Genomic DNA, 15,470 nt, shown 5'->3' with positions numbered 1-15,470 from the left:
CCGGGCGCTTCTGTTGTTACGCATCCGGGCCATCCGGGCCCCGCATTTGGCGTGGCACTACAACAATCGGCCTCTTTCGAACGCCAAAAAGCCCACGGCCTCTTGCGAAACCGTGGGCTTGGGGCCCCTGCGAGCGGCGCGGAGCTCAGCGCACCATACAGGGCCGCTTGTTGTCGAAGCGCCAGCCCGGGACCAGGTACTGCATGGCCAGCGCATCGTCGCGCGCGCCCAGGCCGTGCTGCAGGTACAGCCGGTGCGCCTTCTCGACTTCGTCCATGTCGAGTTCCACGCCCAGGCCGCCCTGCTGCGGCACCTGCACGTAGCCGCCCTGGATCTGCAGCGGCGCCTTCGTGAGGCGCTGGCCGTCCTGCCAGATCCAGTGGGTGTCGATGGCCGTGACCTGGCCCGGCGCCGCCGCCGCCACGTGGGTGAACATCGCGAGCGAGACGTCGAAGTGGTTGTTCGAATGCGAACCCCAGGTCAGGCCCCAGGCCTGGCACAGCTGGGCCACGCGCACCGAGCCCTGCATCGTCCAGAAATGCGGGTCGGCCAGCGGGATGTCGACCGACTGCAGCGACAGGCTGTGGACCATCTCGCGCCAGTCGGTGGCCACCATGTTGGTGGCGGTGGGCAGGCCGGTGGCGCGGCGGAACTCGGCCATCACCTCGCGGCCCGAGAACACGCCTTCGGCGCCGCAGGGGTCTTCGGCGTAGGCCATCACACCGTGCAGATCGCGCGTGAGGCGGATCGCGTCCTTCAGCAGCCAGCCGCCGTTGGGGTCGAGCGTGACGCGCGCCCGCGGGAAGCGCGCGTGCAGCGCACGGATCGCCTCGACCTCCTCCTCGCCGCGCAGCACGCCGCCCTTGAGCTTGAAGTCGGTGAAGCCGTAGCGCGCATGGCTGGCCTCGGCCAGGCGCACGATGGCCTCGGGCGTCATGGCCTCTTCATGGCGCAGGCGGAACCAGTCGTTGTCGGCGTCCGGCTCGCTGCGGTAGGGCAGGTCGGTCTTCGTGCGGTCGCCGACGTAGAACAGGTAGCCCAGCATCTGCACCGCCTCGCGCTGCTGACCTTCGCCGAGCAGCGCCGCCACCGGCACCTCGAGGTGCTGGCCCAGCAGGTCGAGCAGCGCGGCTTCGGCCGCCGTGACCGCGTGGATCGCGACGCGCAGGTCGAAGGTCTGCGTGCCGCGCCCGCCGCTGTCGCGGTCGGCGAAGCGTGCGCGCATCGCATGGAGCACCGCGTTGTGGCGGCCGATGGGCTGGCCCACGATCAGGCCGCGCGCGTCTTCCAGCGTCTGGCGGATCTTCTCGCCGCCGGGCACCTCGCCCACGCCGGTGCGGCCCGCGCTGTCTTTCAGGATCAGCAGGTTGCGCGTGAAGAAGGGGCCGTGCGCGCCGCTCAGGTTCATGAGCATGCCGTCGTGGCCGGCCACCGGCACCACGCGCAGCTCGGTGACGACGGGGGTCGTCATTGCGGCGGCCTGACCGCCTGGCGCGCCAGCAGCTTCCAGCCGCCGCCCTGCTTCTGCCAGACCTGGAGGATCTTGATCGCGACCTTGCCCGGCTTGCCCCCGTCGAGGGTGTCGGCCGTGAGCGTGTGCCGCACGATCGCCGCATCGCCGGCCACCCTGACGCTCTGCTCGGTGATCGCGATGGTGACGAAGTCCGAGGCCCCGCTCATCAGGTCGGCGATGAAGCTGGCCTTGGTGTCGACCTTGCCGCCCGAATGGCCGTAGCTCAGGTCCTCGGCCACCAGCGCATCGAGCGCCGCGGGTGTGGGGTCGATCATGGCCACGCGCAGCTTCTCGGCCGCGGCGGCCACGGCCGGTGCATCGCTCGCGCCGCCGCCGGAGGACAGGCCGGCACAGCCGGCCAATGCCACCGAGGCCGCGGCCATGAGGAAGGCTTTTTTCAACAGCATGCTTGTCTCCGTTCTTGTTCTGTCGGATCGTGCACCGGCTGCTTACTGCTTGCCGAGCTTGTCGATCAGGGCCTTGAGAATCTCGATCTCGTCGGGTTTCAGGTCCGTCAGCGGCGCGCGCACCGGACCCGCATCGTGGCCCACGATCTTCGCGCCGGCCTTGACGATGCTCACCGCATAGCCCGGCACGCGGTTGCGCAGCTCGAGGTAAGGCATGAAGAAGGTCTTGAGCAGGTGGTGCTGCGTCGGCAGGTCGTCGGCGGCGACGGCCTTGTAGAAATCCATCGCGGTCTTGGGGATGAAGTTGAAGACGGCCGACGAATACACCGGCGTGCCCAGCGCCTTGTAGGCCGCGGCATAGACCTCGGCCGTGGGCAGGCCGCCCAGGTAGGCGAAGCGGTCGCCCATGCGCTGGTAGATCGCGACCATGGCCTCGATGTCGCCCACGCCGTCCTTGAAGCCCACCAGGTTCGGGTTGCGCTCGGCCAGGCCGGCCAGGGTCTCGGGCTTGAGGCGGCTGGTGGCGCGGTTGTAGACGATCACGCCGAACTTCACGCTCTTGCACACCGCTTCGACATGCGCGGCCAGGCCTTCCTGGCCGGCCTCGGTGAGGTAGTGCGGCAGCAGCAGGATGCCGTGCGCGCCGGCCTTCTCGGCCGCCTGCGCGCACTGGATCGCGAAACGCGTCGGGCCGCCCGCGCCCGCGATGATCGGCACCACGCCACGGCAGGTGTCGACCGCAGTCTGCACGATGCCCGGGTACTCGTCGCCGGTCAGCGAGAAGAATTCACCCGTGCCGCCGGCCGCGAACAGCGCGCTCGCGCCATAGGGCGCCAGCCATTCGAGGCGCTTCTCGTAACCCTTCTTGTGGAAGTCGCCATTGGCGTCAAAGTCGGTCAGCGGGAACGAGAGCAGGCCGGAGCCCATGATGGATTTGAGTTCTTGGGGGTTCATCGAAGCACCATGAAGAAAAAGTTGATGAGAGAAAAAAGAAGAAGCCAACGCCTCTGTTCGTGAACAACCGCGGAACCGGCTCCGCCGGGCCGCCGGTTGTGCCCCCCCGGAGGGGGAAGGCGCCCGCGACACGCAGTGCGCGAAGCCCTCGGGGGGCTAGTCCAGTTTTATGTCGGCCGCCTTGACCACCGCCGCCCAGCGCGCCCGTTCCTTGTTGAAGAACTGCTCCTCCTCGGCCGGCGCCATGGTCACGACCTCGGCGCCCTGCCCGGCCAGCCGCGAGCGGATGTCGGCCGAGCGGATCACGGTGATCAGTTCCTTGTTGAGGCGCTGGATGATCGCGTCGGGCGTGCCCTTCGCGACCCGCACGCCCTGCCAGGTGCCCGACTCGTAGCCCGGCACGCCCTGCTCGGCGATGGTGGGCACGTCGCCGATCAGCGGCATGCGCGTGGCCTTGGACACCGCCAGCACCTTGAGCCGGCCGGCCTGCACCTGCGGCAGGGTGGCCAGCATGCCGTTCATCAGCACGTTGGTCTGGCCCGACACCGTGTCCTGCACCGCCTGCACGCCGCCCTTGTAGGGCACGTAGGTCCACTTGGCGCCGCTGGCGCGCTCCAGCGCCACGCCGGCCAGGTGCGGCGCGCTGCCGGTGGCCGTGACCGCGAAGTTGAGGTCACTGGTCTTCGACAGCGCGACCAGTTCCTTGAGGTTGTTGGCCTTGACCGAGGGATGCACCACCAGCAGGTGCGGCGAATAGGCCAGCATGGTCACGCCGCGCAGGTCGGTCGAGGGGTCGAAGGACAGCCGGGTGTAGACCGAGGGGCTGATCGCCAGCGCGCCCACGTCGCACAGCAGCAGCGTGTAGCCGTCGGGTGCCGACTTGGCGACGAAGTCCGCGCCGAGGTTGCCGTTGGCGCCGGGCTTGTTCTCGACGATCACGCTCTGCTTCAGGGCCTCCGACAGCGGCTGGCTGATGGCGCGCGCAATGATGTCCGACGACCCGCCCGGCGGGTACGGCACGATGATCTTGATCGGCCTGGAGGGCCAGTTGGCCTGTGCGCTGGCGGCCAGCGGCAGGCCCAGGGAAAGTGCGGCAAGGCAGGCTGCGCCCAAGAGGCGGCGGCGAGGGGAAAGCATGGTGGTCTGTCTCCTGTCGGTGGAAGTCTTCCCTGCACCGTGAACCGGCGAAGTGGTCAGTCATCGTACAACTGAAGAAATGACTTGTCCAGCTTGGACCCGCGCGATGCACGGGAAAAACGCGGCTTCAGCCGCGCACTGGAGGGGTGGATGCCGCCGCGTCCTGCTCGACCCGCTGCGCCGCCTCTTCCTGCGCGATGCGCAGCCGCTCGCGGCTGTTGGTCAGGTGGATGCGCATCGCGGCGCGCGCCGACTCGGGGTCGCGCCGCGCGATGGCCGCGTAGATCTCTTCGTGCTCGCGGTTGACGCGGCTCAGGTAGGCCCCGCTGCGGTCCAGCGTGCGGATGGCGTTGATGCGGGTGCGCGGGATGATCGTGGTGCCCAGGTGGCTCATGATGTCCGCGAAATACGGGTTGCCGGTCGACTGCGCGATCTGCAGGTGGAAGCGGAAGTCCGGCGCCACGGTGTCGCCCGCCACCGCCACGTTGCGCTCGAAATCGTCGAGCGCCTGGCGCATGGCCTGCAGCTGCTCCTCGGTGCGGCGGCTCGCGGCCAGGCCGGCGGATTCGGTCTCGAGGCTGATGCGCAGCTCGAGCACCGCCAGCACGTCGACCGAGGTCGCCATGTCGCCCGCGTCGAGCCGGAACACGCTGCCCGCGCGCGGCTGCAGCACGAAGGTGCCGATGCCGTGGTGGGTCTCGACCAGGCCCGCGGCCTGCAGCTTCGACAGGGCCTCGCGCACCACGGTGCGGCTCACGCCGAAGCTCTGCATGATGGCCGACTCGGTCGGCAGCTTGTCGCCCGGCCGCAGCAGCTGGCTGCGGATCTTCTCGCCCAGGTCTTCCACCAGACCGTGCGCCAGGCCGCGGCCACGCTGGCGCGGGCGGCCCGCGAAAGCAGCCCCCGCCGCCGCCCCGCCGGAATCGACTTCCGGCGGCGCGCCTGACGCCAAGGGATTACCCGCAATCGACTGAACCATGGTCACGATGATAATCGACAAGCAAGTTGTACGACAACAGATGACATACCACCCAGACCTCCCAGAAAGACGCGTCGCAGGTCGTCCAGGCCTCTGAAGCGTCCAGGCAGTTCCGCTCGGCACCCCCATGAAGTACTCCCTCGACTTCGCTCCGCTGGCCCCCTATTGGCCGGTCTTCGTCAATGGCGCCTGGCTCACGCTCAAGATGACCGCGCTGGCGGTGATCATCGGCGTCGCCATCGGGACGCTGGTGGCCTTCGCCAAGCGCAGCCGGATCAAGCCGCTGGCGCGCGTCTGCAGCCTCTACATCGAGATCGTGCGCAACACGCCCTTCCTGGTGCAGATCTTCCTGCTGTACTTCGGCCTGGCCAGTTTCGGCGTGCGCATGCCCACCTTCGCGGCCGCGGTGCTCGCGATGGTGATCAACATCGCGGCCTATGCGGCCGAGATCATCCGCGCCGGCCTGGAGTCGGTGCCGCGCGGCCAGATCGAAGCGGCCGAATGCCTGGGCCTCTCGAAGTGGCGCATCGGCTGGCACGTGATGCTGCAGCCCTCGATCGAGAAGGTCTACCCGGCTCTCACGAGCCAGTTCCTGCTGATGATGCAGGCCTCGGCCATGGCCTCGCAGATCTCGGCCGAGGAGCTCACCGCCATCGCCAACACCGTGCAGTCGGACACCTTCCGCTCGCTCGAGACCTACATCGTGGTCGCGGCGCTGTACCTGGTGCTGTCGCTGTTCATCAAGCTCCTGACCTGGGCACTGGGCGAGTACCTGTTCCGCCGCCGCCGCGTGGTGCGCCGCGCGGCCGCGCAGGCCGGCAAGTTCCAGCCCGCCGGCTCCACGGCCACCGTTGCCGTCCACGGAGGCGCTGCATGAGCGCCGCACGGCCGCCCGAAGGCGCTTGCACCGCAGCGCGAAGCGCGGAGGTGACAGTGCACGCCGCACGGCCGCCCGAAGGCGCCTGCACCGCAGCGCGAAGCGCGGAGGTGCGCCCGTGAACTTCGGCAGCTTCACCTTCACGCACCTGCTGTACCTGGTGCAGGCCATCGGCTGGACGCTGGTGCTCTCGGCGCTGGCCTTCGCGCTCGGCGCGATCGGCGGCTTCGGCCTGATGCTCGCGCGCATCTCGCCGCGCGCCTGGCTGCGCTGGGCCGCGCTGATCTACATCGAATGCATCCAGGGCATTCCGCTGCTGATCCTGCTGTTCATCGTGTACTTCGGCCTGTCGGTGTACGGGCTCTCGCTGCCTTCGCTGGTGGCGGCCGGGCTGGCGATGATGATCTACGTGAGCGCCTACCTGGGCGACATCTGGCGCGGCTGCATCGAGGCCATGCCCAAGCCGCAGTGGGAAGCCTCCGAATGCCTGGCCTTCTCGCGCTGGCAGACGCTGCGCCTGGTGATCATCCCGCAGGCCGTGCGCCTGTCGCTGCCGCCCACCGTCGGCTTCCTGGTGCAGATCATCAAGATGACTTCGCTGGCCTCGGTGATCGGCTTCGTCGAGCTCACGCGCGCCGGCCAGATCATCAACAACACCATCTTCCAGCCCTTCCTGGTGTTCTTCCTGGTCGGTGCCTTCTATTTCGCCCTGTGCTATCCGCTGTCGCGCTGGAGCGAAGCGATGGAGAAGAAACTCAATGTCGCCAATCGATAAACCGTCGCCGGCCCGCGCCCAGGTCGACCTGGCCGCTCCCTCGGGAGGCGGCGAAGCGCCCCATGCGGCCGGCGGTTCGCCCATCGTCAAGCTGGACCAGGTCTACAAGAGCTTCGGCGCCAACCAGGTGCTGAAGGGCGTGTCCTTCGAAGTCGCCAAGGGCGAGATGATCGCGATCATCGGCGCCAGCGGCTCGGGCAAGAGCACGGCGCTGCGCTGCATCGACCGGCTCGAGGTCATCGACCAGGGCAGCATCGAGGTCTGCGGCATCCGTGTCGACAGCCCCGGCGTCGACCTGAAGAAGCTGCGGCTCGAAGTGGGCATCGTGTTCCAGAGCTACAACCTGTTCCCCCATCTCTCGGTGCAGGAGAACATCATGCTGGCGCTGCGCCACGTCAAGCAGCAGTCGCGCGGCGAAGCACGCGCCGTCGCCCTGCGCGTGCTCGAGCAGGTGGGCCTGGTGGAAAAGGCCGACGCCTACCCCGAACAGCTCTCCGGCGGCCAGCAGCAGCGGGTGGCCATCGCGCGTTCGCTCGCGATGTCGCCCAAGGTCATGCTGTTCGACGAGGTCACCTCAGCGCTCGATCCGCAGCTCACCGGCGAGGTGCTGCGCGTGATGGAAGACCTCGCGGCCGGTGGCATGACCATGCTGCTGGTCACGCACGAGATGGCCTTCGCCAAGCGCGTGGCCGACCGCATCATCTACATGCACAAGGGCACGGTGTGGGAGACCGGCACCGGCGAGATGCTCGACGCGCCGCAGACGCCGGAGCTGCATGCCTTCCTGAACAACGGGCTGTGAACAGGAAGCCCGGTTCATTTCACTTCCTCCCCATCCATTCCAGGAGACTTTCATGACACTCGGCACCCTCTTCACCCGCAGCTGCATCGCACTGGCCCTCGCGGGCGGCTTCGCGCAGGCCGCCATGGCCGACCAGCTCGACGACATCAAGAAGGCCGGCACGATCCGCGTGGCCATCGCCATCGGCACGCCGCTGTTCAGCTACACCGACGCCAACATGCAGCCGACCGGCTCCGACGTCGACACCGCCACCGAGCTCGCCAAGGACCTGGGCGTCAAGCTGCAGATCGTGCCGATCAACACCGCGGCACGCATCCCGACCCTGCAGGCGCAGCGCGCCGACGTGGTCATCTCCAGCCTCTCGATCACCGAGGAGCGCGCCAAGGTGGTGGACTTCTCGATCCCCTACTCGGCCATCACCATCATGGTGGCCGCGCCCAAGGACATGAAGATCGCCAGCTACGCCGACCTGAACGGCAAGCGCATCGGCCTCACGCGCGCCACCACCAACGACACCATCACCACCCGCGAAGCCAAGGGCGCGGAGATCATGCGCTACGAGGACGACGCGACGCTGATCACCTCGGTGGTGACCGGCCAGGTCGACATCTTCTCGAGCACGCCCTCGAACATGGGCGAGGTCAACAAGCGCGCGCCGGGCAAGAACTACGAGATGAAGTTCTCGCAGCTCGATTCCGGCCTGGGCATCACGATGAACAAGGGCAACCCCAAGCTCAAGGAATGGGTCGACGGCTGGGTCGCGACCAACATCAAGAACGGCAAGCTCAACACCATCTACAAGAAATACCACGGTCGCGACCTGCCGGCCACGGTGTTCAAGCCCGCCTGAGGACCACGCGACCATGGCAAAGGAACTGGGTCGGCTGCTGTTGACCGGCGCCGCCGGCGGGCTGGGCAAGGTGCTGCGCGAATCGCTCAAGCCCTCGGCCGCGGTGCTGCGGCTGTCCGACATCGCGGGCATGGCGCCTGCAAGCGGCGAGAACGAAGAGGTCGTGCCCTGCGACCTGGCGGACAAGGCCGCGGTCGATGCGCTGGTGCGGGGCTGCGACGCCATCGCCCACTTCGGCGGCGTGTCGGTCGAGCGGCCCTTCGAGGAAGTGCTCGAGGCCAACATCAAGGGCACCTTCCACCTCTACGAGGCCGCGCGCCGCCACGGCGTCAAGCGCGTGGTGTTCGCGAGCTCCAACCACGTGATCGGCTTCTACCGCCAGGACGAGCCGCTCGACGCGCATGTCGCGCGCCGTCCCGACGGCTACTACGGCCTGTCGAAGTCCTTCGGCGAGGACCTGGCGCAGTTCTACTTCGACCGCTGGGGCATCGAGACCGTGAGCATCCGCATCGGCTCCTCGTTTCCCGCGCCGCTCAACCGCCGCATGATGAGCACCTGGCTCAGCTACCGCGACCTGACGACGCTGATCGAGAAGTCGCTGTTCACGCCCGACGTGAAGCACACCGTGGTCTACGGCATGTCGGCCAACCGCGACCTGTGGTGGGACAACGCCGCGGCCGCGCACCTGGGCTTCGAGCCGCAGGACGGCTCGGAGGTCTTCCGCGCACAGGTCGAGGCGCAGCCGCCGGTGGCGCCGAACGACCCGAACGCGATCTACCAGGGCGGCGCGTTCACCGCCCAGGGCCCATTCGGCGACTGAGCCGAAGCCGAGGACATCCATGCAAGCCGAACTCGTCCTCGACGCCCGCAATGCCACGGGCGAAAGCCCGGTCTGGCATGCAGCCGAACAAGCGCTCTACTGGGTCGACATCCCGGCCAAGAAGCTGCATCGCCTCGACCCCGGCAGCGGCGCGCACCGCAGCTGGACCGGCGACGAAATGCTGGCCTGCATCGCGCCGCGCGCGGGCCATCCGGGCCAGTGGATCGCGGGCATGGAGAGCGGCCTGTTCGCCATCGCCACGCGGGACGACGGCACGCTGGCCACCACGCCGCTGGCCCACGCGGTGCACGCCGCGCACGGCATGCGCTTCAACGACGGCCGCTGCGACCGCCAGGGCCGCTTCTGGGCCGGCACGATGCTGATGGACATGGCGGCCGGCCGCAGCGTCGGCCGCGTCTACCGCTACCAGAGCGACGTCCACGCCGAAGCCGCGCTGCGGCTGCAGATCGACGAGCTGATCGTGCCCAACGGCCTGGGCTTCAGCCCCGACGGCCGCACCCTGTACCTGTCGGACTCGCACCCCTCGGTGCAAGCGATCTGGGCCTTCGACTACGACATCGCCACCGGCACGCCGCACCACCGCCGCCTGTTCGTCGACATGAAGCCCCTGCCCGGCCGGCCTGACGGCGCGGCCGTCGACGCCGACGGCTGCTACTGGATCTGCGGCAACGACGCCGGCCTGGTGCACCGCTTCACGCCCGCGGGCAAGCTCGACCGCTCGCTCGCGGTGCCGGTGAAGAAGCCCGCGATGTGCGCCTTCGGCGGCGCCGGGCTCGACACGCTCTACGTCACCTCGATCCGCCCCGGCGGCGACCTGGCCGACCAGCCGTTGGCCGGCGGCGTGTTCGCGCTGCGCCCCGGCGTGCGCGGCCTGCCCGAGCCGGCCTGCGCCTTCTAGCGGCCCCCCACAGTTTTTCGATCCCACCAACGAGAGCAAGAGGAAGACAAATGACCATCCGACGCACATTGATCGCGCTCGCCGCCTGTGCCGGCGCAGCGCTCATCGGCAGCGGCGCCCACGCCACCGAGTTCCGCTCGGCCGATATCCACCCCGACGACTATCCGACCGTGACCGCGGTCAAGTTCATGAGCGAGCGGCTCAAGGCGCTGTCGGGCGGCAAGCACAGCATCAAGGTCTACAACAACAGTTCGCTCGGCAACGAGAAGGACACCATCGAGCAGACCAAGATCGGCGCGCTGCAGATGGTGCGCGTGAACATCGCCCCAATGAACAACATCTGCGCCGAGACGCAGGTGCCGACCATGCCCTTCCTGTTCCGCTCGGTCGACCACCTGCACAAGGTGCTCGACGGCCCGATCGGCGAGGAGATCCTCAAGAGCTGCGAGAAGCAGGGCTTCGTCGGCCTGGCCTACTACGACAGCGGCGCGCGCTCGATGTTCACCGCCAAGAAGCCGGTGCGCAGCTTCGCCGACATGAAGGGCCTGAAGGTGCGCGTGCAGCAGTCGGACCTCTGGGTCTCGATGCTCGAGGCCATGGGTGCCAACGCCACGCCGATGCCCATGGGCGAGGTCTACACCGGCCTCAAGACCGGCCTGATCGACGCCGCCGAGAACAACTACCCCACCTATGAAAGCGCGCGCGCCTTCGAGGTCGCCAAGTACTACAGCAAGACCGAGCACTCGATGGCGCCCGAGATGCTGCTGTTCTCCAAGCGCGTGTGGGACAAGCTCACGCCGCAGGAGCAGGGCTGGATCCGCCAGGCCGCCAAGGAGTCGGTGCCCTACATGCGCAAGCAGTGGGAAGAGCGTGAGATCAAGTCGCTGGCCACGGTGAAGGCCGGCGGCGCGGAGATCATCGACGTCGACAAGGCCCCGTTCCAGGCCGCGATGAAGCCGGTGTACGACAAGTTCATCACCGACGCGAAGTTGAAGGACCTCGTGAAGCGGGTGCAGGACACGAAGTAGCACCTGGCTCCTTCCCCCTTTGGGGGAAGGTCGGGATGGGGGCACGCCAGCGCACGATCGGTGACGCCGCAGGCCCCCACCCCTGCCCTCCCCCAGCGGGGGCGGGCGCAAGACAAAGAACAAAACCATGTACACCAAGATTTGCCGCACGCTCGCGCGTGCCTGCATGTGGCTGGGCATCGTCGGTCTCGTCGCGGTGATCTGCGCCGTGAGCTGGCAGGTGTTCGGCCGCTACGTCATGAACAACACGCCCACCTGGGCCGAGAGCCTGGCGCTGCTGCTGGTGCTCTACGTCACGATGTTCGGCGTGGCCGTCGGCGTGCGCGACGCGGGCCACATCGGGCTCGAGTCCTTCCTCGTGCTCGCACCCGACTGGCTGCGCCTGAAGATGGAATACCTGATCCACGCGCTGGTGCTGGTCTTCGGCGCCGCCATGGCCTGGAACTGCGCCTCGCTGGCCGAGTCGGTGTGGGACTACCGACTGCCCACGCTGTGGATCTCCGAAGGCTGGAAGTACGTGCCGGCCGCGATCTCCGGCGTGCTGATCGTGATGTTCTCGATCGAACACATCATCGCGCTCGCCCAAGGCCGCGAAGTCGAACCTGCGTGGGGCTGACCGCATGACCATTCCTCTGCTGATTCTCTGCATCTCCTTCACGCTGTTCCTGCTGCTGGGCGTGCCGGTCGCGTTCTCGATCGGGCTCTCGGCCCTGGCCACGCTGGCCTACGAAGGCCTGCCGCTCGCGGTGGGCTTCCAGCAGATGACCTCGGGCATGGGCATCTTCTCCTTCCTGGCGATCCCCTTCTTCATCTTCGCCGGCGAGCTGATGCTCTACGGCGGCATCGCCGACCGCATCGTCGACTTCGCGCGCAACCTGGTGGGCCATGTGCGCGGCGGGCTGGGCATGTCGAACGTGGTGGCCTGCACGCTGTTCGGCGGCGTCTCGGGCTCGCCGGTGGCCGACGTCTCGGCCATGGGTGCGGTGATGATCCCGATGATGAAGAAGGAGGGCTACCACGCCGACTACGCGGTCAACGTGACCACGCACGCGGCCCTGGTGGGGGCGCTGATGCCCACCAGCCACAACCTGATCATCTATTCGCTGGCGGCCGGCGGCAAGGTGTCGATCGCGGCGCTGATCCTCGCGGCGCTGCTGCCCGCGGTGATCCTCACGCTGAGCAACCTGGCGGCCGCCTACCTGGTGGCGGTCAAGCGCGGCTACCCCAAGGGCACCTTCCCGGGCTGGGCCATCGTGGCGCGCTCCTTCGCCGCGGCGCTGCCGGGGCTGTTCATCGTGGTGCTGATCCTGGGCGGCATCCTCTCGGGCATCTTCACCGCCACCGAATCGGCCGCGGTGGCCGTGCTCTACGCGCTGGCGCTGACCATCCTGCTGTACCGCACGCTCAAGTGGGAGCACTTCATCAAGGCGGCCTCGAAGGCGGTGCGCACCACCGGCGTGATCCTGCTGCTGATCGGCATCTCGAGCACCTTCGGCTACCTGATCAGCCTCTACGGCGTGGCCGAGCTCACCGGCCAGATGCTGTCGCAGATCACCAGCACGCCCTGGGTCATCTTCCTGATGATCAACGTGATCCTGTTCGTGCTGGGCACCTTCCTCGACATGGCGGCGACCATCCTGCTGTGCACGCCGATCTTCCTGCCCATCGCGCAGCAGTACGGCATGACCTCGGTGCAGTTCGGCATCGTGATGCTGATCAACTGCGCGCTGGGCCTGAACACACCGCCCGTGGGCACCACGCAGTTCGTGGGCTGCGCGATCGGCGGCGTGTCGGTGGGCACGGTGATGCGCACCATCTGGCCCTTCTACGGCGCGCTGATCTTCGCGCTCGGCGTGGTGACCTTCGTGCCGGCCTTCTCCACCTGGCTCCCGAGCCTGTTCATGGTGGTCAAGTGAAGCCGCCCCTGTCCATCCAGATGCACGAACGCGACAACGTCGCGATCGTGGCCAACGACGGCGGCCTGCCGGCGGGCACGGTGTTCGCGTCGGGCCTGGTGCTGGTCGACAAGGTGCCGCAGGCGCACAAGGTCGCGCTCGAGGACATCCCCGAAGGGGGCGTGGTGCGGCGCTACGACGTGCCCATCGGCTATGCCTTGAAGCCCATCCCCGCGGGCAGCTGGGTGCACGAGCGGCTGCTGCGGATGCCCGAGGCGCGCTCGCTCGAGGGCCTGCCCATCGCCACCGTGGCGGCGCCGGCGATGCCGCCACTGGAGGGCTACAGCTTCGAGGGCTACCGCAACCCCGACGGCTCGGTCGGCACGCGCAACCTGCTGGCCATCACGCAGACCGTGCAGTGCGTGGCCGGCGTGGTCGACTTCGCGGTGCAGCGCATCCGCGCCGAGCTGCTGCCCAAATACCCGAACGTCGACGGCGTGGTGGGCCTGGCGCACGGCTACGGCTGCGGCGTGGCCATCGACGCGCCGGACGCGATCATCCCGATCCGCACGCTGCGCAACATCAGCCTCAACCCCAACTTCGGCGGCGAGGTGATGGTGATCAGCCTGGGCTGCGAGAAGCTGCAGCCCGAGCGCCTGATGCCGCCCGGCACCATCCCGCTGATCGACGAGCGCGACGTGGGCGACAGCGCCGACGCCAAGCTCGACGTGCTGTGCCTGCAGGACGAGGCGCACGTGGGCTTCATGTCGATGGTCGATGCGATCCTGCGCCAGGCCGAGGAACACCTCGAACGCCTCGACGCCCGCCGGCGCGAGACCGTGCCCGCGAGCGAGCTGGTGGTGGGCGTGCAGTGCGGCGGCAGCGACGCCTTCTCGGGCGTGACCGCCAACCCGGCCGTGGGCTTCTGCACCGACCTGCTGGTGCGCGCGGGCGCGACCGTGATGTTCTCGGAAGTGACCGAGGTGCGCGACGGCATCGACCAGCTGACCTCGCGCGCCAGCTCGCCCGCGGTGGCCGAGGCCATGATCCGCGAGATGGCCTGGTACGACGCCTACCTCGACAAGGGCCGGGTCGACCGCAGCGCCAACACCACGCCGGGCAACAAGAAGGGCGGGCTGTCGAACATCGTCGAGAAGGCCATGGGCTCGATCGTCAAGAGCGGCAGCGCGCCGATCTCGGGCGTGGTGCCGCCGGGCGAGAAGGCCCGGCAGAAGGGCCTGCTCTATGCGGCCACACCCGCGAGCGACTTCATCTGCGGCACGCTGCAGCTGGCCGCGGGCATGAACCTGCATGTGTTCACCACCGGCCGCGGCACGCCCTACGGCCTGGCCGAGGTGCCGGTGATCAAGGTCGCGACCCGCAGCGACCTGGCGCGCCGCTGGCACGACCTGATGGACATCAACGCCGGCCGCATCGCCGACGGCGAGGCCAGCATCGAGGACGTGGGCTGGGAGATGTTCCGGCTGATGCTCGACGTGGCCAGCGGCCGCAGGAAGACCTGGGCCGAGCACTGGAAATTGCACAACGCATTGGTGCTCTTCAACCCCGCACCGGTGACATGAGCTCACCCCCAGTCTTCGCGCACTTCGTGTCGCTTCGCCAACCCCCTCTCCGGGGGCAACACCAGCGGCCCGGCAAAGCCGGCTCCGCGGTGTTCCTGGACTGAAGCGTTGTGCACCGAATCAACCGTCGAAAAGAGAGACAAAGCATGGAAGACCTTCAAGGCAAGACCGCCCTCGTCACCGGCGCCAGCACCGGCATCGGTGCCGCCGTGGCCATCGCCTACGGCGCGCGCGGCATGCGCGTGGCCGTGCACTACAACCAGTCGGCCGGGCCGGCGCAGGCCGTGGTCGACGCCATCGTCCAGGCCGGCAGCGAGGCCTTCGCGATCCAGGGCGACGTGCGCGACTCGGCCGCCATCGCGCGCGTGGTGCGCGACACGAACGCGCGGCTCGGCGGCATCGACGTGCTGGTGAACAAAGCCGGGAGCCTGGTGAAACGCGCGCCCATCGCAGAGTTCGACGACGCGCTGTTCGACGAGGTGCTGCACATCAATGCGCGCTCGGTGCTGGCCTTCTGCCGCGAGGTGGTGCCGCTGATGCGCGCCCGCGGCCAGGGCGGCAGCATCGTCAACGTGTCCTCGGTGGCGGCGCGCACCGGCGGCGGGCCGGGCGCCTACCTCTATGCGGGCGCCAAGGGCTTCGTGAGCACCGCCACGCACGGCCTGGCCAAGGAACTCGCCCCGGACCACATCCGCGTCAACGCGGTCGCGCCGGGCGTGATCCAGACGCCCTTCCAGGACCGCTTCTCCACGCCCGCGATCCTCGAGTCCTTCAAGGCCGGCATCCCGATGGGCCGCATCGGCGAGCCCGACGACTGCACCGGCGCCTTCCTCTACCTTGCCTCGGCGCAGCTCTCGGGCTATGTGACGGGCCAGGTCCTCGAGGTCAACGGCGGGCAGTACATGCCCTGAGGCACACCGCTTCCTTTTTC

The 15,470-nt window shown here is 68.3% G+C and carries 16 protein-coding genes; 11 read left to right on the top strand and 5 right to left on the bottom strand.

Translation table 11 applies throughout. The annotated features are described in order from the left end of the window. Positions 1-145 precede the first annotated feature (145 nt). The 5 genes from gudD to QTI20_RS15520 form a co-directional block, all read right to left on the bottom strand. Positions 146-1,471 carry a glucarate dehydratase gene (gudD, locus tag QTI20_RS15540; protein ID WP_286552181.1) on the bottom strand — a complete coding sequence of 442 codons (1,326 nt, stop codon included), beginning with the start codon at positions 1,469-1,471 and terminating at the stop codon, positions 146-148. After that, a complete protein-coding gene (locus QTI20_RS15535; protein ID WP_286552178.1) occupies positions 1,468-1,920 on the bottom strand; it encodes a nuclear transport factor 2 family protein in 453 nt (150 codons plus the stop codon). Before QTI20_RS15535 ends, gudD begins: the two co-directional genes overlap by 4 nt. Positions 1,921-1,962: 42 nt before the next feature. Then, positions 1,963-2,874, bottom strand: a complete 912-nt coding sequence (kdgD, locus tag QTI20_RS15530; protein ID WP_286552177.1) for a 5-dehydro-4-deoxyglucarate dehydratase — start codon at positions 2,872-2,874, stop codon at positions 1,963-1,965. 156 nt (positions 2,875-3,030) lie between these two features. Continuing rightward, the gene (locus QTI20_RS15525) at positions 3,031-4,011 is read right to left on the bottom strand and encodes a Bug family tripartite tricarboxylate transporter substrate binding protein (protein WP_286552176.1); all 981 of its coding nucleotides are present in this window, start codon (positions 4,009-4,011) and stop codon (positions 3,031-3,033) included. 127 nt (positions 4,012-4,138) lie between these two features. After that, positions 4,139-4,990, bottom strand: coding sequence for a FadR/GntR family transcriptional regulator (locus QTI20_RS15520; RefSeq protein ID WP_286552174.1), 852 nt, complete (start codon positions 4,988-4,990; stop codon positions 4,139-4,141). Positions 4,991-5,117: 127 nt separating this feature from the next. Between QTI20_RS15520 and QTI20_RS15515 the strand changes: the two genes are divergently transcribed. The 11 genes from QTI20_RS15515 (at position 5,118) to QTI20_RS15465 (ending at position 15,450) form a co-directional block, all read left to right on the top strand. Continuing rightward, entirely contained in the window at positions 5,118-5,867 is a 750-nt protein-coding gene (locus QTI20_RS15515) for an amino acid ABC transporter permease (RefSeq protein ID WP_286552172.1), read from the top strand. 118 nt (positions 5,868-5,985) lie between these two features. Further along, the gene (locus QTI20_RS15510; RefSeq protein ID WP_286552170.1) at positions 5,986-6,642 is read left to right on the top strand and encodes an amino acid ABC transporter permease; all 657 of its coding nucleotides are present in this window, start codon (positions 5,986-5,988) and stop codon (positions 6,640-6,642) included. After that, positions 6,626-7,444 carry an amino acid ABC transporter ATP-binding protein gene (locus QTI20_RS15505; protein WP_286552168.1) on the top strand — a complete coding sequence of 273 codons (819 nt, stop codon included), beginning with the start codon at positions 6,626-6,628 and terminating at the stop codon, positions 7,442-7,444. The genes QTI20_RS15510 and QTI20_RS15505 overlap by 17 nt, the downstream gene beginning before the upstream one ends. A gap of 52 nt (positions 7,445-7,496) precedes the next feature. Further along, complete coding sequence (locus tag QTI20_RS15500) at positions 7,497-8,294, top strand: transporter substrate-binding domain-containing protein (RefSeq protein ID WP_286552166.1); 798 nt, start codon at positions 7,497-7,499, stop codon at positions 8,292-8,294. Positions 8,295-8,307: 13 nt separating this feature from the next. After that, complete coding sequence (locus tag QTI20_RS15495) at positions 8,308-9,114, top strand: NAD-dependent epimerase/dehydratase family protein (RefSeq protein WP_286552163.1); 807 nt, start codon at positions 8,308-8,310, stop codon at positions 9,112-9,114. Positions 9,115-9,133: 19 nt separating this feature from the next. Continuing rightward, entirely contained in the window at positions 9,134-10,033 is a 900-nt protein-coding gene (locus QTI20_RS15490; RefSeq protein ID WP_286552159.1) for an SMP-30/gluconolactonase/LRE family protein, read from the top strand. Positions 10,034-10,083: 50 nt separating this feature from the next. Further along, positions 10,084-11,061, top strand: coding sequence for a TRAP transporter substrate-binding protein (locus QTI20_RS15485; RefSeq protein ID WP_286552156.1), 978 nt, complete (start codon positions 10,084-10,086; stop codon positions 11,059-11,061). A 127-nt stretch (positions 11,062-11,188) separates the two neighbouring features. Beyond that, positions 11,189-11,677, top strand: a complete 489-nt coding sequence (locus tag QTI20_RS15480) for a TRAP transporter small permease (RefSeq protein ID WP_183024010.1) — start codon at positions 11,189-11,191, stop codon at positions 11,675-11,677. A 4-nt stretch (positions 11,678-11,681) separates the two neighbouring features. After that, positions 11,682-12,977 carry a TRAP transporter large permease gene (locus QTI20_RS15475; protein ID WP_183024011.1) on the top strand — a complete coding sequence of 432 codons (1,296 nt, stop codon included), beginning with the start codon at positions 11,682-11,684 and terminating at the stop codon, positions 12,975-12,977. 20 nt (positions 12,978-12,997) lie between these two features. Beyond that, positions 12,998-14,539, top strand: coding sequence for a galactarate dehydratase (garD, locus tag QTI20_RS15470; protein ID WP_286553432.1), 1,542 nt, complete (start codon positions 12,998-13,000; stop codon positions 14,537-14,539). A 146-nt stretch (positions 14,540-14,685) separates the two neighbouring features. Continuing rightward, positions 14,686-15,450 carry an SDR family NAD(P)-dependent oxidoreductase gene (locus QTI20_RS15465; protein WP_286552153.1) on the top strand — a complete coding sequence of 255 codons (765 nt, stop codon included), beginning with the start codon at positions 14,686-14,688 and terminating at the stop codon, positions 15,448-15,450. The last annotated feature ends 20 nt before the right edge of the window (positions 15,451-15,470 follow it).

It is taken from the genome of Variovorax sp. J2P1-31 (assembly GCF_030317215.1).
GTDB lineage: Bacteria > Pseudomonadota > Gammaproteobacteria > Burkholderiales > Burkholderiaceae_C > Variovorax.
The sequence above is the reverse complement of the archived record's forward strand: the minus strand, read 5'-3'. Positions and strand labels throughout refer to the sequence as shown.